The organism is Jejubacter calystegiae, from assembly GCF_005671395.1.
Taxonomy (GTDB): domain Bacteria; phylum Pseudomonadota; class Gammaproteobacteria; order Enterobacterales; family Enterobacteriaceae; genus Jejubacter; species Jejubacter calystegiae.
In genome coordinates, this window is sequence record NZ_CP040428.1 from 5,132,032 (window position 1) to 5,147,398 (window position 15,367).

The 15,367-nt window shown below is 54.5% G+C and carries 18 protein-coding genes; 8 read left to right on the plus strand and 10 right to left on the minus strand.

Annotated elements, in window-relative coordinates; all coding sequences use genetic code 11:
• Position 1: 1 nt before the first annotated feature.
• Positions 2-883 carry a LysR substrate-binding domain-containing protein gene (locus FEM41_RS24165; protein ID WP_138099018.1) on the minus strand — a complete coding sequence of 294 codons (882 nt, stop codon included), beginning with the start codon at positions 881-883 and terminating at the stop codon, positions 2-4.
• Positions 884-1,001: 118 nt separating this feature from the next.
• On the opposite strand from FEM41_RS24165, the gene FEM41_RS24170 reads away from it, so the two are divergent.
• Positions 1,002-2,483 carry a UbiD family decarboxylase gene (locus FEM41_RS24170; RefSeq protein WP_138099019.1) on the plus strand — a complete coding sequence of 494 codons (1,482 nt, stop codon included), beginning with the start codon at positions 1,002-1,004 and terminating at the stop codon, positions 2,481-2,483.
• 63 nt (positions 2,484-2,546) lie between these two features.
• Here the strand turns inward: FEM41_RS24170 and FEM41_RS24175 are convergent, their stop codons facing one another.
• The 5 genes from FEM41_RS24175 to lpxO all read right to left on the minus strand — a co-directional run bounded on the left by FEM41_RS24175 (position 2,547) and on the right by lpxO (position 6,821).
• Positions 2,547-2,885 (minus strand): YegP family protein, encoded by a 339-nt coding sequence (locus FEM41_RS24175; protein WP_138099020.1) that lies wholly within the window; start codon positions 2,883-2,885, stop codon positions 2,547-2,549.
• 113 nt (positions 2,886-2,998) lie between these two features.
• Positions 2,999-4,234 (minus strand): HD-GYP domain-containing protein, encoded by a 1,236-nt coding sequence (locus FEM41_RS24180; protein WP_138099021.1) that lies wholly within the window; start codon positions 4,232-4,234, stop codon positions 2,999-3,001.
• Positions 4,235-4,322: 88 nt separating this feature from the next.
• Complete coding sequence (locus FEM41_RS25095; protein WP_277752987.1) at positions 4,323-4,457, minus strand: hypothetical protein; 135 nt, start codon at positions 4,455-4,457, stop codon at positions 4,323-4,325.
• A gap of 613 nt (positions 4,458-5,070) precedes the next feature.
• Positions 5,071-5,850 carry a hypothetical protein gene (locus FEM41_RS24185; RefSeq protein WP_138099022.1) on the minus strand — a complete coding sequence of 260 codons (780 nt, stop codon included), beginning with the start codon at positions 5,848-5,850 and terminating at the stop codon, positions 5,071-5,073.
• Positions 5,851-5,918: 68 nt separating this feature from the next.
• Positions 5,919-6,821: a lipid A hydroxylase LpxO gene (lpxO, locus tag FEM41_RS24190; protein WP_138099023.1), complete on the minus strand. Its 903-nt coding sequence runs from the start codon at positions 6,819-6,821 to the stop codon at positions 5,919-5,921.
• Between the two features lie 219 nt (positions 6,822-7,040).
• Here lpxO and FEM41_RS24195 point away from each other — a divergent pair, with 219 nt between their 5' ends.
• Positions 7,041-7,220, plus strand: coding sequence for a YodC family protein (locus tag FEM41_RS24195; protein WP_138099318.1), 180 nt, complete (start codon positions 7,041-7,043; stop codon positions 7,218-7,220).
• A 38-nt stretch (positions 7,221-7,258) separates the two neighbouring features.
• On the opposite strand, the gene stpA is transcribed toward FEM41_RS24195, so the two are convergent.
• A complete protein-coding gene (gene stpA / locus FEM41_RS24200; RefSeq protein WP_138099024.1) occupies positions 7,259-7,654 on the minus strand; it encodes a DNA-binding protein StpA in 396 nt (131 codons plus the stop codon).
• Positions 7,655-7,680: 26 nt separating this feature from the next.
• Positions 7,681-7,836, minus strand: a complete 156-nt coding sequence (locus FEM41_RS24685; RefSeq protein WP_168198858.1) for a hypothetical protein — start codon at positions 7,834-7,836, stop codon at positions 7,681-7,683.
• Positions 7,837-8,393: 557 nt separating this feature from the next.
• Between FEM41_RS24685 and FEM41_RS24205 the strand changes: the two genes are divergently transcribed.
• Entirely contained in the window at positions 8,394-8,849 is a 456-nt protein-coding gene (locus tag FEM41_RS24205) for an L-alanine exporter AlaE (protein WP_421804689.1), read from the plus strand.
• Between the two features lie 22 nt (positions 8,850-8,871).
• Here the strand turns inward: FEM41_RS24205 and FEM41_RS24210 are convergent, their stop codons facing one another.
• The gene (locus FEM41_RS24210; protein WP_138099025.1) at positions 8,872-9,207 is read right to left on the minus strand and encodes a DUF2002 family protein; all 336 of its coding nucleotides are present in this window, start codon (positions 9,205-9,207) and stop codon (positions 8,872-8,874) included.
• 347 nt (positions 9,208-9,554) lie between these two features.
• On the minus strand, positions 9,555-10,916 hold the full coding sequence (gene pdxR / locus FEM41_RS24215; RefSeq protein WP_138099026.1) for a MocR-like pyridoxine biosynthesis transcription factor PdxR: 1,362 nt from the start codon (positions 10,914-10,916) through the stop codon (positions 9,555-9,557).
• 74 nt (positions 10,917-10,990) lie between these two features.
• Here pdxR and FEM41_RS24220 point away from each other — a divergent pair, with 74 nt between their 5' ends.
• From FEM41_RS24220 to nrdF, 5 genes are all read left to right on the plus strand, one after another.
• On the plus strand, positions 10,991-11,422 hold the full coding sequence (locus tag FEM41_RS24220) for a carboxymuconolactone decarboxylase family protein (protein ID WP_138099027.1): 432 nt from the start codon (positions 10,991-10,993) through the stop codon (positions 11,420-11,422).
• Positions 11,423-11,606: 184 nt separating this feature from the next.
• A complete protein-coding gene (nrdH, locus tag FEM41_RS24225) occupies positions 11,607-11,855 on the plus strand; it encodes a glutaredoxin-like protein NrdH (protein WP_138099028.1) in 249 nt (82 codons plus the stop codon).
• Entirely contained in the window at positions 11,852-12,262 is a 411-nt protein-coding gene (nrdI, locus tag FEM41_RS24230) for a class Ib ribonucleoside-diphosphate reductase assembly flavoprotein NrdI (RefSeq protein WP_138099029.1), read from the plus strand. The genes nrdH and nrdI overlap by 4 nt, the downstream gene beginning before the upstream one ends.
• The gene (gene nrdE, locus FEM41_RS24235; protein ID WP_138099030.1) at positions 12,235-14,379 is read left to right on the plus strand and encodes a class 1b ribonucleoside-diphosphate reductase subunit alpha; all 2,145 of its coding nucleotides are present in this window, start codon (positions 12,235-12,237) and stop codon (positions 14,377-14,379) included. The genes nrdI and nrdE overlap by 28 nt, the downstream gene beginning before the upstream one ends.
• Before the next feature lie 10 nt (positions 14,380-14,389).
• Complete coding sequence (gene nrdF / locus FEM41_RS24240) at positions 14,390-15,352, plus strand: class 1b ribonucleoside-diphosphate reductase subunit beta (RefSeq protein ID WP_138099031.1); 963 nt, start codon at positions 14,390-14,392, stop codon at positions 15,350-15,352.
• Positions 15,353-15,367: the final 15 nt, after the last annotated feature.

Below are 15,367 nucleotides of genomic sequence, written 5' to 3' on the forward strand. Positions count from 1 at the left end.
ATCATTCCTGAATCTGCCCCAGAAACTTTTTCAGCACTTCGGAGCGGATCGCCCGATGATAAACCAGCGCCAGTTCGCTCTGAACCAGGCGATCCAGCGTATCGATATAGACGACATTATTGAGCCGAATCGCCTGTACGGAAGCAGGAAGCAGCGCAATGCCGAAACCCGCCGAGACCAGGCTTATCACCGTGGGCACATCGCTAACCTTTTGCACCACCTTCGGCTGAAAGCCGGCCTGGCGGCAGGCATCGGTAAAATACTGCTCCAGCCCCATACCGTCGGGATCGGTCAGGGTTATCCAGTTTTCATTTTTCAATGACGCCAGGGTTAGCGCCGTGGCATTCGCCAGCGGATGCTGCTCCCAGAGCGCCAGTCTGGTTTTTTCGCTAAAGAAAGGCCGCACCACCAGCTCATCCGGCACTGCTGCAAGCGGGGCGCGGATCGCCGCTATATCCAGACGATAGTTTTGTACTGCTTCATACAGCGTCTGAACGTCACCGGTGGTCAGTGAAACCCGGATGTCAGGCCAGCGGGTATGAAGCTGGCGCAGCATAGCGGGGAGTTTTTCATTAAACATAGCGCTGGAGACATAGCCCAGATTCAGCACCCCCTGCTCTCCCCGCGCCGTACGCCTGGCTTCCAGCACGGCCTGGTCGGCCATCTCAATCGCCATACGCGCCTTTTGCAGGAAAGCTTCACCGGCGGGGGTCAGCGTTAAGCGCCGGTGGGCCCGGGAAAAGAGCGATACGCCGAGCCGCTGCTCCAGGCTTTTAATCTGCTGGCTCAGGGCTGGCTGGGCCATGTTCAGCCGCTCCGCCGCCCGATGCATATGAAGCTCTTCCGCCACCGTAATAAAGTTGCGCATCAGCCGAAACTGCATCGTCTGTCTCCCTCTCGCCTTTTGATTATAAAAAACTTATCAATATTGAATAAATGATGCAATTGATAGCAATCCTTATTCGAATCACACTGATCCCATCGGTTTGAAGGAGGACTATATGGAAAATCAGGTTCAGGATTTGCGTAGCGCCATCGCGCTGCTGCAACAGCATGACGGTCAGTTTATTGAAACGAATCATCCGGTGGATCCGAATGCCGAACTGGCGGGCGTATACCGGCACATCGGCGCGGGTGGTACAGTGAAACGCCCTACCCGCACCGGCCCGGCGATGATGTTTAACAGCATCAAAGGCTATCCCCACTCGCGCATTCTGGTGGGGATGCACGCCAGTCGCGAGCGGGCCGCGCTGCTGCTGGGGTGTGAGCCTTCCCAACTGGCTTTGCACGTCGGTCAGGCGGTCAAAAATCCCGTCGCTCCCGTGGTGGTGCCTGCCTCACAGGCTCCCTGTCAGGAACAGGTCTTTTACGCTGACGACCCCGACTTCGATTTGCGTAAACTGCTTCCCGCCCCAACCAATACCCCCATCGATGCCGGTCCGTTCTTCTGCCTGGGGCTGGTGTTAGCCAGCGATCCTGAAGACGCCTCGCTCACCGATGTGACGATTCACCGCCTCTGCGTACAGGAGCGCGACGAACTTTCGATGTTCCTTGCCGCCGGGCGTCATATCGAAGTCTTCCGTCAGAAAGCGGAACAGGCCGGAAAACCGCTGCCGGTCACCATCAATATGGGGCTCGATCCCGCCATCTACATCGGCGCCTGCTTTGAAGCCCCCACCACGCCCTTTGGCTATAACGAACTCGGCGTCGCCGGGGCGCTGCGCCAGACGCCGGTCGAGCTGGTACAGGGGGTTTCCGTTGCACAAAAAGCCATCGCCAGAGCCGAAATTATTATCGAAGGGGAGCTGCTGCCAGAGGTGCGAGTCCGGGAAGATCAACACACCAATACCGGCCACGCCATGCCCGAATTCCCGGGTTACTGCGGTGAAGCCAACCCGTCGCTGCCGGTTATTAAGGTCAAAGCGGTCACCATGCGTCACCAGGCCATTCTTCAGACTCTGGTCGGCCCGGGCGAGGAACACACCACTCTGGCCGGATTACCAACCGAAGCCAGTATCTGGAATGCTGTCGATGCGGCTATTCCCGGCTTCCTGCAAAATGTTTACGCCCATACCGCAGGCGGCGGTAAATTCCTGGGAGTTTTACAGGTGAAAAAACGCCAGCCGTCCGATGAGGGACGCCAGGCCCAGGCGGCGCTGATTGCGCTGGCGACTTACTCGGAACTAAAGAATATTATTCTGGTTGATGAGGATGTCGATATCTTCGACAGCGACGATATTCTGTGGGCTATGACCACCCGCATGCAGGGCGATGTCAGCATCACTAATATTCCGGGAGTCAGAGGGCACCAGTTGGATCCGTCCCAGATGCCGGATTACAGCCCGTCGATTCGCGGGCAGGGTATCACCAGTAAAACGATATTCGACTGTACGGTACCCTGGGCGCTGAAGTCCCGTTTTGAGCGGGCGCCGTTTATGGAAGTCGATCCCCGCCCGTGGGCGCCGGACTACTTTAAAAAATAATCGGCCACGCTAAATGCACAAAGCCCGCATGGCACTGCTCATGCGGGCTTGAGTCTCTCTGGCTCAGGCAGAGGTCAGATCTTTAATCTTCTCGCTGCTGCCATTACTCTTCACCGAGGCAATCCCCGTTTCCCGGGACTGGGGCGAAGCGTACATCTGGCTAGTGCCAATCACCTGATGATTAGCCGCTTTCAGGTTGAAGAATAACTTGCCGTTACTGGCCTCTTTCTTCTCGTAACGCTCATCCTGCGGGCTGTTGATCTGAACGGATTTAATCCCATTTTCAGCCGCGCTTTTGGTGGTGTACAGCTCGCTGGTAAGAATGATCTCGCCATTACCGGCTTTTAAAACAAACCGGAACTGATCGTTGCTGCTTTTACTTAACTCGAACCATCCAGACATGTGAACTCCTTAATATAAGGCCATGGCGCAAAGAGTTTGCGATTTCCCTTAAACAGTATGCACAGAAAACGTACCGCTTCCAGTATGTTACTCGCGGTTCCAGGCAGATCGCATCAGGTCGCAATCCGGTAGCACTCCCGGACATGCTGGTTAAATACCGCCACGACTTCGGGGCAAAGTTTACCACCGGACGCTTCATCGTTAACGATAGCGATGGCCTGCTCAAGCGGCAGCGATGAGCGGTAGGGCCGGTGCTGACACAGCGCCTGAAAGACGTCGGCCACCGCCATAATGCGGCTTTCCAGCGCTAACTGCCCTGCCCGCTTCCTTAGCGGATAGCCCGACCCATCCAGCCGTTCGTGGTGATCGGCAGCCCAGGTCACGACCTTTTCCGAATCCAGGATATAGCGCAGGATGGCGCGGGTATCGGTCACATGGCGGCGAATGGTTTTATATTCGGCGTTATCGAGCCGCCCCTTTTTGTTCAGCACCTCTTCATCGGTAAATAGCTTACCGACATCGTGCAACAACCCGGCCACGAAAATCTGATACCGGCCTGCCTCATCCACCCCCATTTTGCTGGCGATAAAGAACGCCAGCTCTGCCACCTTACGCGAATGCTGATAGGTATAGGTGCTTTTATTATCGACAATCCGTGAAAAGAACTGGGCGATATCAATAAAGTACTGACGGGTCTGCGCCGGAAACAGCGCATTCAGATCCTGCTTAAGGATCAGGGTCTCAATATAGTGAGCGCGGAAGTAGAACCAGAAATCGTCAACCTCAATCATCTCATGCAACGCCGCGAGAATGCCTGGGTAGAATGCCGCACAGTCGCTGTTGGCGATCAGGTAATCATAAACCGGCTCAATGACGATTTCCGACTCCTGGCCGTGCTGAAGCAAATCGAAGATCCTGGTTTTGCGGCAGGCCACGTCCAGCCGATCGCAGAGATTCACGATGGACGACAAAAAGCACTCTTCTTCCGTCAGACCGCCGTCGCGTGCTCTCCGCCAGTCGCCATGATGATATTGCACTGGCCTTGCGAACTGCCGCAACGGCGCACACTCCTGGAGCATCCTGTAGCCGCGAATGCTGTGCTGGCTGTCGACGCCCACGTCGACTTCATCGTTCAGCAACCGTCGAATCTCATCCTGACTGGAAACGCCGCAATCGTGCAGCAGACCGCAAATTAACGCTTTCTGACACAAAGGCTCTGGCTTACCCATCGTCAACGCCAGCCGGTAGCACATAAAGCCAACATTGATACCGTGAAACGAAGGAGTGCTGGTAAAATTTTCCTCTGTTTTGGACACCGCGATCAGCGCCCGGTTAATATCAATTTTCAAGATGATCACCAACGATGGAACTTAGAGTAGGAAGCTATTTTTTCTCTGTTTTTAACCCGATAGAGCTTTTTATCGGCGCGATTAAAGGTCAGCGCCACCCGTGCTCAATACAGGAAATGCCGATGCTAACGCCGGTAGGAATCTGCGGACTGGCATCAATAGCCCGTGACAGTCGCCGGACAATCCGTTCAATCTTCTCCGCCACGCTGGACGCTGGCTTCATTTCCGCGGGTAAGAATAGCGGCAATCGTATCCAGGTCTTGATAGACTTTTCACTTTACCTCATTAAAATCGTTTAGGTTATTTTTAAGGTAATGTTATCAGTATCCAGCACCATGACTGATTTGATGTCATTTATATAGTTTTTATAGCACTGAACGCCCGTGGATATAAGGATACTAACAACAATGATAGTCATGGCGGAGATAATAAGCTCCCACCGGGTAATGTTCCATAAATGATTCATATAAACAAAAGGCCACAAGATAGCAACCCAAAAAACGGCCTAAAAGTCTACCCGAAACGATAGCAGACTAACAGATTACTTTAGTTTTTTTCTTATCAGAAAAAGCCGTGAGTGCAGAAAGATTTAACGTTAATAAAAATAACGATGAAGTTACAAATGACGCGATTTATTAATAATGCGGAAAACTGAATTAAGAAAAGGCTTTAAATTAATGGCTATTTGCTTGCGAGGATAACCTATTACCCCGAGTGATTAGTAGTGAAGTGAAAGATAAATGGTTTTACCGGCGCGTTATGAATATCCGACTCTTCAGCACAAAATGACAACGCGGCACGGCAAAATCCACAGCGCCGCGTGATATCACCAGGGTTCAGGCGGCCGGTAAAGCCTTACCCTCGGGCAGAGACTCCCCCGGAGCCGGGGAGAGCATTCGGGCAAACCCGGGCATCATTCCCAGCCAGCAGTCCCGGGTAAACAGCGACTGCCATCCGGCATAGCCGGTTTCTCCGCGTACCAGCGCCTGGTGGCTGGCTTCCAGCAGTTCGGGAAGATAATCGCCGGATACGCCCCAGGCGCACAGCTGGTCCGCAGCGCCAATACGCGCCACGCCGGGCAGCGCCTGAATCGGCGCTATCTGCTGATAGCTGGCCCCCAGAATCAGCCCCTGCCACTCCAGATAAGGCAGGTGTTGCAGCAACTTGCTCAGCCTCCTCAAGGCACGGCGATCGGCGCTGAAGTGAATGCCACTTTCCAGCACCAGTAGATTCCCCCACTGCTGATCCAGAGCACTAGTCAACAGCCCGCTACAGCGCTCCAGCGGCGTATTGCCCACGGCAGGAACCATCACCATCCTGGCACGCCGCTGACCGGCGCGAGCCAGTTTATCAAACTGCACGCTGGCCGCTTCCCGCCTGGCGGGATCGTACAGCAATGCCACTGTCTCAAAGGCGTAGCGCACCGGCTGCTGCCCACCATTGCCATCTCCAGCCGCGAAGTCCGTCGGGCTTTCCCTGTGGCCATGAAAGATTGTCTGTTTCATCGTATCCGTGATCTGATTAACTCTGAGTTGATTACCGCCTGGTGACGTGGCGCTATCCGGCGCGCCGGTTTCCATTATCGGCCAGGCTTTTAAATGCATTAGTGTAGCCATCGGATTCGCTCCGGGTTACCTCCGGCGGCCGGTTACGCACATTTCGATGTAGCTGGCCTGCCAGAGGATTAGAGCGCCCACCAAATCAGCGCGGCGATACCACCAAACAGCAACCACTTAATAAGATAATAGACCGGCTTGTTCCACTTCTTCAGACGTTTGCCCACCCGCCGTATCGAATAAATATATTTAAAGGCGCGGTTAATTCCCCCTACCCGGTCGCTATCACTGTTGGGTGCCACTGCTGCGCTCATCAGATTGCGCCCCAGCCAGTGGTTAACGGCCTGTGTCCAGCGGTAGCGCATGGGGCGCTCTACATCGCAGAACAGAATAAGGCGGTTTTCCCCACTGGTGTTTTCCGCATAGTGGATATAGGTTTCATCGAACAGCACCCCTTCCCCATCGCGCCAGCTGTAGCATTTACCGTCCACCTCAATAAAACAACGATCGTCATTGGGCGTCGCCAGTCCCAAATGGTAACGCAGGGAACCGGCATAAGGATCGCGGTGACGCGGCAGACGGCTACCGTCCGGTAGCGTCGCGAACATGGCTGCCTTAATGGAGGGTATCGTCTTTAGCAGCGCAGTGGTTTTCGGGCACAGCTGATGCGCCGAAGGATGAGCCTCTTCATACCACTTCAGATAGAAGCGTTTCCAGCCGGTTTTAAAAAATGAGTTAAATCCAGCATCGTTATATTTGTCAGAAGCTTTAATCTCCTGGAGCGCCATCAGTTGCTGACCCTCTTCACGAATCTCCTGCCAGTTATCCTGTAATGTTTTAAGTTCCGGAAAGGTTTCCAGTGGTAGATAAGGCGTGGTCGGCACCCGGGAGAAAAGATACATAAACCCGTTTAGCGGTGCAGTAAATGTGGAGTGATCGGATAGCTGGCGCCAGAATTTATAACGGACGCGTCCCCGATAATGAACATACAGAACAGAGACAATAAAAATGAGCAGGATGACATACTTCATTGTTAATTCGCCAAAGTCGTTCAGTTACAAGCCAGCGTTATAATCCCTGCTAACAGGCTCTAAATGGCTCAGTTAAGCGCAAATATCATATCTTCAAAAACCTTTTGGTAACACACTCGTAGCATTTCTACAGCACGAATGGCATAAAACAGTAAACAGATCTCGCCAGTCACGCTATACCAGGAAAGTGGCGTTATCACAAAACAGAGGAGAACAATGATGTACCAGATTGGTGATATTGTGCAGCCGCGCACTGGCGGGCCGAAACTGAAAATTGTGGAAATTCACGACGACCAGGTGGTCGGCGTAGCGACAAATGATGAAAACGCAGAAAAGATTACCCTGAAAGCCGCCGATGTCACCCCCTATACGGAAGAGGGTGATTTCGGCGTCTGTTAAATAAGCGACTCCTCTCCCGATACGGGAGAGGAGTATTATCAGATCAGGAAGTCGTCCAGAGACTTACCGGATTCGATAGCCTGAGCGATAGCTTTCGGCGTACGGCCCTGACCGGTCCAGGTTTTTTCGCTGCCGTCCAGATCGGTATAACGATATTTCGCCGGACGGGCGGCGCGCTTTTTACGCGGGGCGCTGCCGAGCTCTTTAATCAACTCATTCGGGTCAATACCGTCGGCCTGCATCAGTTCAACCCAGGTCTTTAACTTCTCTTCACGTTCCGCAATCTCCTGCTGACGAGAGCTCTCTTCCTCACGGCGCTCTTCAGCCACCATCCGGAATTTTTCCAGGATCTCTTCGAGCTGCTCAATAGAAAATTCGCGCGCCATAGCACGCAGGGTACGGATGTTATTGAGGTTTTGTAATGTTAAAGACATATATCTCCCACAGTATCAGGCAAGGATTAGAAATAAACGGCGTCATAAGGTACTGGATTGGAAATTATATTACCAGTCGCAGCCCCACAACCGTATAAACTTTCAACAACAACGCCGCTATAACGATATATATAGTAACCTAACTGAATATTATTTAAACCCCAATGAGATTCATCTGTCATATTAACCTCCTCTGGATTCAGGTTATTCTTCGAATATCGCCGTGGACAAGCGTTGCTGCTCTGTGCTGAAAACGCAGAAAGGACGCTACCTGGCGCGAAGAGAAATATCGTTTCAGGCGCGGGAAAATTCGCTTAACAATAATAAATATGACGATCGTAAGACTGCCGGAAATATCGCAGTAGTCACCGGACATCATCCGCACTCCCCTCCGGGTGATACAGTCAGGCGTTTACCATTAGTTCACAATAAATCTACATTTACGACCATTTTATCAACGGTCAGACGGGGTGTTCAGAAAAAGCAGTCTGAAATTATGAATCCACCATCAAATTGATATTAAAGAAGTTACCTGACGAAGACCGTCAAAAATGGTGTAAATAGCACCTTTTGAGGTTCCGCAAAAAATTTTGTGACTAAAAGTCCCGGAAATAAAAACTTTCACCTGGTTGCCCACCGCAAAGATAGTGCTATATCCTATACATAGCCCATTAAAGCAAAAGATAAAACCATAACAAAAGCGCTTTTACAGCAATTGACGCCAAAAAGAGAGGATCCCGTGATATTTAAAACGTCGCATCTGCGCCATGCGGCCGCAGACACCTTCGCTATGGTGGTCTGGTGCTTTGTTACGGGGATGCTGATCGAGATCTTTATTTCAGGAATGGCATTCGAGCAGTCGCTGTCGTCCAGGCTGGTCTCAATTCCGGTCAATATCATCATCGCCTGGCCCTACGGCCTGTGGCGTGATGCGGCTATCCGCTTTTCCCGGCGGCTAACCAACGCTCGCTGGGGGAAAACCCTGGCCGATGTGCTGGCCTACGTAAGCTTTCAGTCGCCCGTGTACGCTGCCATCCTCTGGTCGGTTGGGGCGGAGCCCGCGCAGATCCTCGCGGCTGTCAGCTCCAACATCGTGGTTTCCATGCTGATGGGCGCCGCATACGGGTTTTTTCTGGATTACTGTCGGCGCCTGTTCCGGGTTTCCGGCTACGAGCGAATCAGGGCAAGCGCCTGATCTCTGAAAGGGATTTTCGGTATTAGCCAAACAGCCCGGACAAATAGCGTTCCAGTGCAATGCGCGAACTGAAGCCGTGAGGAATGCCATAGTGTTCTTCTGCATCGCCGCCCAGCCATAGCGGGAATTCATGATAGTGATTGCAGGTTTTGATTTCCGAGGCAGGGTCGGCAAGCGTCAGGCTGCGCTCTTTCAGGGCCGGGTGGATAATCAACGCGGTACGTCCCATACGCGCCTCGCGATTGACATAAACAAAGTTGTCACCGCGGCGATAGCCATAGGCTTTGTTGGTCACAGCCTCCATGGTAAAGCCAGCTTTTTCCAGTACGCGCGCTACCTCATCGGGTCGTAAATACATAGTTTTTCCTCGTCATCTTTGTACCGCAGCGCAACCTTACATGATGCTCCCGGCATGCGCTTTCGGAATAATCCACAAACCATGCCCTGCGGCCCACTCCGGAGCAAAAATGCAGATTCGGGCGTTTTTCTCGGGAATCGGACCGGGAGATTTACCAGGTGTAGCAGAAAAAATCACCGCTGGCGGGCGATCCGAAACCCGGCAAGGTAACAGAATTTTTCAGCAATCGAGGATCGACGTATAGCGCTGCGCGTCCGGGCCTGTCTGGTTCCCGCTCATCACTCGGGGAAGCCATAACCCGGAGAAATACCCCTTCTTTCTTCCAGCCGCTCGCGGAGCCGGATTTTTTACAACAATGCCCGATGCAAACGCGCTGCCAGCTCTTCCGCGTGGCGGGCGCTGGTAATATTGGTAAAGCTCATGATCAATCCCCCTTCTCCCTGGCTTTCCAGTCGCCATGCGCCCAGCGCCTCCACCGCCAGTCCGGCATCACGAGCCCTGGCCGCGGCAGTGCGATCGTCCCCGGTCACCGGCATCAGTAGTTGGATCCCCCCGGCCTGAGGCACGACCGGAAACCCCTGTTCCGCCAGAGCCTGTTCCAGCCAGCGGCGGCGCTGAGTATAGATCTGGCGCATCTTTTTCAGGTGGCGCCAGAAGTGACCTTCGCCGATAAAGTCGCTGATGGCCAGTTGAATCAGCGGCGGTACGGAACAGGGCGTCAGCACGCTCTGTTCAGCAAAGGCGTTCGTCACCTCTTCCGGCACTACCAGCCAGCCACAGCGCAAAGCGGGAAACAGCGTCTTGCTGAAGGTGCCTGCATAGATGACGCGCCGGGGAGCATCCAGGCTCTTCAGAGGCGGTAGCGGACGCCCCTGATAGCGAAATTCACTGTCATAGTCATCCTCGATTATCCAGGCATCACGCTGTACTGCCCAGGCCAGCAGCTGGCGACGGCGGCTAGCGGCAAGTGCAACGCCCAGCGGACTCTGATGAGCTGGAGTCAACAGGGCAAAACGGGCACCGGGATAGCGGCGGATGGCTTCATCAATCACCATCCCTTCCCCATCTACCGGCACCGGATTCAGCCGTAATCCGTTTTGCTCCAGCACCGGGCGGATAAAAGGATAACCGGGGTCTTCCACCCAGATACCGTCGCCCTGGCGAGCCAGAGCGCGTAGCAGCAGCGTCATCACCATGGGGTAGCCAGCGGCGATAAATACCTGTTCCGGACGGCAGTCGATACTACGCGAAAAACGCAGCCAGTCGGCAATAGCCTGCCGCAGCCCCCAATTTCCTGCGGGATCCGGTAATGCCAGATCGAAGCGACTCTGCTGACGCAGGCGCCTGCCCATCACCCTGGCCCACAGCCCACGGGGGAAAGCATCCAGCGCCGGAAGGCCAGGCTGGAACGGCAGCGGCGCCGGATGGCGGCGATCTGCCCCTTTTTGTAAGGGACGGACGGGCCGGGTGGAAAGTGCCGCGCTGACATAGGTTCCCGAACGGCTACGGCGTTCCAGCCAGCCCTGAGCCACCAGCTCCCCCAGTGCATTTTCCACGGTAGCTCGTGACACGCCCTGCTCCTGAGCAAGTACGCGGCTGGACGGCAGGCGGGAACCGGGCGGTAGTTCTCCGCTTTCAATGGAACGCCTAATCTGCTCCGCCAGTTGCCGGTAGCGCGGTACAAATGAGGAAGAAGTTCTGGTCTGCATTTTTATCCATTTTCTGGCTCTCTTTTACAGACCATTATAGTGTTATTTTCCCCGGACCACTTGAGGAGGAAAAGATGAGCACACTACGTCAGCCCTATCGCGAACTTTCGGCAGAGGTGAATAAACAGATGGTTGCGGCGCTGATGGCGCTGGAAAAAGGGCCGCTTGATGGCCGCTTAATCGAGCTGGTCTTTCTGCGGGTATCCCAGATTAACGGCTGCGCATACTGCCTTGAAATGCACAGCAACGCGCTGCGCAAACGCGGCGAAGATCAGGCCAGACTGGATGCACTGGCCGGCTGGCGGGTCAGCCAGCGTTTTAGTGAAAAAGAGCAGGCGGCGCTGGCCTGGGCTGAAGCGGTCACTCATATCGCGGAAAGCGGTGCCGGTGATGAGGTTTATCATCCGCTGGAGCAGCACTTTAGCCCCCAGGAAATCAGCGATCTGACCCACGCTATCGCCCTGATGAACGCCTTCAATCGTCTGGCCGTCGGCATGAGAATGTAGCGCCAGCGCCAGTTTCAGGCACGGAACGACAGCGCCCCGGACGGGGCGTTTTTTATGGTTAAAATACCATATATTGCGCGGTTGAAAGTTTTACAAACTACATCTAGTATTTACCCATCAGACAACAGACGATCCTGACGACCTAAACGTCGCCGCCTTGTCATTTTAAATGGAAATACGAATCATGCGCATTACTATTTACACTCGTAATAACTGCGTGCAGTGCCACGCGACGAAGCGCGCTATGGAGAGCCGCGGTTTCGACTTTGAGCTGATTAACCTGGACCAGCATCCCGAGATGGCAGACGGCCTGCGCAGCCAGGGCTATCGCCAGCTGCCAGTGGTAGTCACCGATAGCGAAAGCTGGTGCGGATTCCGCCCCGATATGATCAACCGACTGCGGATGCCAGTGAACAGCGCGGCGGGCGCATGACCCGGCTGGTTTACTTCTCCAGTACATCGGAGAACACCCACCGTTTTATCCAGCGCCTTGGATTACCGGCGCTGCGCATACCGGTGGATGAAGCGCAGCCTCTGTGCGTCAGCGAACCCTACATCCTGGTCACCCCGACATACGGCGGCGGCGGCTCTAAAGGCGCCGTTCCCCGCCCGGTTATCCTGTTTCTGAATAACGAACATAATCGCGCGCTGCTGCGCGGCGTGATTGCCGCTGGCAATCGCAATTTTGGCGAAGCTTATTGCCTGGCGGGCGACATCATCGCCCGAAAATGCCACGTTCCCCTGCTCTACCGCTTCGAGCTGCTGGGAACCCCACAAGATATCGACAACGTGCGTAAGGGAGTAACCGAATTTTGGCGACAACAGACCCCCTCTCTGTAACTCCGGAAATGCCTGACTGGCACGCCCTGAACGCGATGCTCAATCTCTATGATGAGCAGGGGCACATTCAGTTCGACAAAGACCATCTGGCAGTGGACAGCTACCTGCACCAGCACGTTGAGCCCAACACTCGTCGCTTCCCGGATACCAACACACGGCTAACCACCCTGGTGGAGGAAGGCTATTACGAAGCCCAGGTGGTTGAGCGTTACTCACGCGCCTTTCTGGTTGAACTGCTGGAGCAGGCCCACGCCAGCGGCTACCGTTTCAGCACCTTCCTCGGCGCCTGGAAGTTCTATAATAGCTACGCGCTGAAGAGCTTCGATGGCAGCCAGTATCTGGAACATTTTGCGGATCGGGCCTGTATGGTCGCCCTGACCCTGGCTCAGGGCGATGAACGCCTGGCGCGCCAGCTGACGGACGAAATACTGAGCGGCCGTTTCCAGCCAGCGACCCCGACCTTCCTCAATGCGGGCAAACAGCAGCGCGGCGAGATGGTCTCCTGCTTTCTGCTGCGCATCGAAGATAATATGGAGTCCATCGGTCGCGCCGTAAATTCGGCGCTTCAGCTTTCCAAACGCGGCGGCGGCGTGGCATTTTTGCTGTCGAATCTGCGCGAGTCGGGCGCTCCCATTAAGCGGATCGAAAACCAGTCGTCGGGCGTGATTCCGGTGATGAAGATGCTGGAAGATGCCTTCTCCTACGCTAATCAGCTCGGTGCCCGCCAGGGGGCTGGAGCCGTCTGGCTCCATGCTCACCACCCGGACATCCTGCGCTTTCTGGATACCAAACGCGAAAACGCCGACGAGAAGATCCGCATCAAAACCCTGTCATTGGGGGTGGTGATCCCCGATATCACCTTCCGTCTGGCGAAGGAAAACCGGCAAATGGCGCTGTTTTCTCCTTATGATGTAGAACGCCTGTACGGTAAGGCGTTCGGGGATATCAGCATTTCGGCAATGTACGACCAGCTGCTGGCCGACAGCCGGGTGCGTCGTAAGACTATCAGCGCTCGCGCCTTCTTCCAGACTCTGGCGGAAATCCAGTTTGAATCCGGCTATCCCTACATCATGTATGAGGACACGGTGAACCGCGCCAACCCCATCGCCGGTCACATTAATATGAGCAATCTCTGCTCTGAAATTTTGCAGGTGAACGCCGCCAGCGAATATCTCGACGATCTTAGCTACAGCAAGGTGGGGCGCGATATCTCCTGCAACCTGGGATCGCTGAATATCGCCCATACCATGGATTCGCCTGACTTCGGCCTGACGGTAGAAACGGCAGTGCGCGGCCTGAGCGCAGTCTCCGATATGAGCCATATTCACTCTGTGCCTTCCATCAAGGCAGGTAATGCGGCTTCCCACGCCATTGGTCTGGGGCAGATGAACCTGCACGGCTATCTGGCCCGGGAAGGCATCGCCTACGGCTCTGAAGAGGGTCTGGATTTCACCAATATCTACTTCTACACCATCACCTGGCACGCCCTGCGGGCCTCTAACCAACTGGCCAGAGAGCGCAACCAGCGCTTTGCCGGGTTTGAATCTTCCCGCTATGCCAGCGGCGACTGGTTCCGCCCCTATCTGGAACAGCGCTGGCAGCCGAAGACCGAAAAGGTGGCGGCGCTGTTTGCCCGGGCCGGTATTACCCTCCCCACCCGGGAAATGTGGCAGCAGCTACGCGACGATGTCATGACATGGGGGCTGTATAACCAGAATTTACAGGCGATTCCCCCCACGGGCTCTATCTCTTACATCAATCACGCGACGTCCAGCATTCACCCCATTGTGTCGCGCATTGAGATTCGTAAAGAGGGCAAGACCGGTCGCGTCTACTATCCGGCCCCCTTTATGACCAATGAAAACCAGGCCCTGTGGCAGGACGCCTATGAAATCGGCCCGGAAAAAATCATCGACACCTATGCCGAAGCCACCCGTCATGTGGATCAGGGGCTGTCGCTGACGCTGTTCTTCCCGGATACCGCCACCACCCGTGACATTAACCGGGCCCAGATCTATGCCTGGAAGAAAGGCATTAAAACGCTGTACTACATCCGCCTGCGCCAGATGGCGCTGGAGGGCACCGAGGTCGAAGGCTGCGTCTCCTGCGCGCTGTAAGGAATCACTAATGAGACATTTAACCCGGGTTTCCGCCATCAACTGGAACAAAATTCAGGACAGTAAGGATCTCGAGGTCTGGAACCGGCTAACCAGCAATTTCTGGCTGCCGGAAAAGGTACCGCTATCTAACGATATCACCGCCTGGCAGAGCCTGAGTCCCGCCGAACAGCAGCTAACGATTCGGGTCTTTACCGGCCTGACGCTGCTGGACACCATTCAGAACACCATTGGCGCCCCCGCGCTGATGGAAGATGCCCTCACCCCTCATGAAGAGGCGGTATTTTCCAATATCAGCTTTATGGAGGCGGTCCACGCCCGCTCATACAGCTCTATCTTTTCCACCCTGTGCCAGACCCGGGAAGTGGATGCCGCTTACGCCTGGAGCGAAGAGAATGAGGCGCTGCAGAATAAAGCGCGTATTATCCTGGAACAGTACGCAAGCCACTGTCCGTTAAAGAAAAAAATCGCCAGCGTATTTCTGGAGTCGTTCCTGTTCTATTCCGGCTTCTGGTTGCCGATGTACTGGTCGAGCCGCGGCAAACTCACCAACACCGCCGATCTTATCCGCCTGATCATTCGTGACGAGGCGGTACATGGTTATTACATCGGCTATAAGTATCAGAAGGGGCTGGAGAGCGTGACCCAGGAACAGCGCGATGAACTACGCAATTTCGCCCTTGAGTTGATGATGGCGCTGTACGAAAACGAGCTTACCTATACCGAAGCGCTGTATGGCGAGTCAGGCTGGGAAGAAGAGGTTAAATCGTTCCTGTGCTACAACGCCAACAAGGCGCTGATGAACCTGGGGTATGAGGCGCTGTTCCCGCCTGAAATGGCGGAAGTCAACCCGGCGATTATGGCCGCCCTCTCTCCCAATGCCGATGAAAACCACGACTTTTTCTCCGGTTCAGGCTCTTCCTATGTGATGGGAAAAGCGGTTGCCACCGAAGATGAAGACTGGGATTTTTAATCTCTCTTTATTCTT

What these genes read in the sequence shown, in the direction of transcription:
- FEM41_RS24175 (WP_138099020.1), bottom strand. Translation starts at nt 2,885, where the DNA reads ATGTCTGGATGGTTCGAGTTAAGTAAAAGCAGCAACGATCAGTTCCGG.
- FEM41_RS24170 (WP_138099019.1), top strand. Translation starts at nt 1,002, where the DNA reads ATGGAAAATCAGGTTCAGGATTTGCGTAGCGCCATCGCGCTGCTGCAA.
- lpxO (WP_138099023.1), bottom strand. Translation starts at nt 6,821, where the DNA reads ATGAAGTATGTCATCCTGCTCATTTTTATTGTCTCTGTTCTGTATGTT.
- FEM41_RS24195 (WP_138099318.1), top strand. Translation starts at nt 7,041, where the DNA reads ATGTACCAGATTGGTGATATTGTGCAGCCGCGCACTGGCGGGCCGAAA.
- nrdI (WP_138099029.1), top strand. Translation starts at nt 11,852, where the DNA reads ATGACCCGGCTGGTTTACTTCTCCAGTACATCGGAGAACACCCACCGT.
- FEM41_RS25095 (WP_277752987.1), bottom strand. Translation starts at nt 4,457, where the DNA reads ATGAAGCCAGCGTCCAGCGTGGCGGAGAAGATTGAACGGATTGTCCGG.
- FEM41_RS24185 (WP_138099022.1), bottom strand. Translation starts at nt 5,850, where the DNA reads ATGGCTACACTAATGCATTTAAAAGCCTGGCCGATAATGGAAACCGGC.
- nrdH (WP_138099028.1), top strand. Translation starts at nt 11,607, where the DNA reads ATGCGCATTACTATTTACACTCGTAATAACTGCGTGCAGTGCCACGCG.
- FEM41_RS24165 (WP_138099018.1), bottom strand. Translation starts at nt 883, where the DNA reads ATGCAGTTTCGGCTGATGCGCAACTTTATTACGGTGGCGGAAGAGCTT.
- pdxR (WP_138099026.1), bottom strand. Translation starts at nt 10,916, where the DNA reads ATGCAGACCAGAACTTCTTCCTCATTTGTACCGCGCTACCGGCAACTG.
- FEM41_RS24210 (WP_138099025.1), bottom strand. Translation starts at nt 9,207, where the DNA reads ATGTATTTACGACCCGATGAGGTAGCGCGCGTACTGGAAAAAGCTGGC.
- stpA (WP_138099024.1), bottom strand. Translation starts at nt 7,654, where the DNA reads ATGTCTTTAACATTACAAAACCTCAATAACATCCGTACCCTGCGTGCT.
- FEM41_RS24220 (WP_138099027.1), top strand. Translation starts at nt 10,991, where the DNA reads ATGAGCACACTACGTCAGCCCTATCGCGAACTTTCGGCAGAGGTGAAT.
- FEM41_RS24685 (WP_168198858.1), bottom strand. Translation starts at nt 7,836, where the DNA reads ATGACAGATGAATCTCATTGGGGTTTAAATAATATTCAGTTAGGTTAC.
- nrdF (WP_138099031.1), top strand. Translation starts at nt 14,390, where the DNA reads ATGAGACATTTAACCCGGGTTTCCGCCATCAACTGGAACAAAATTCAG.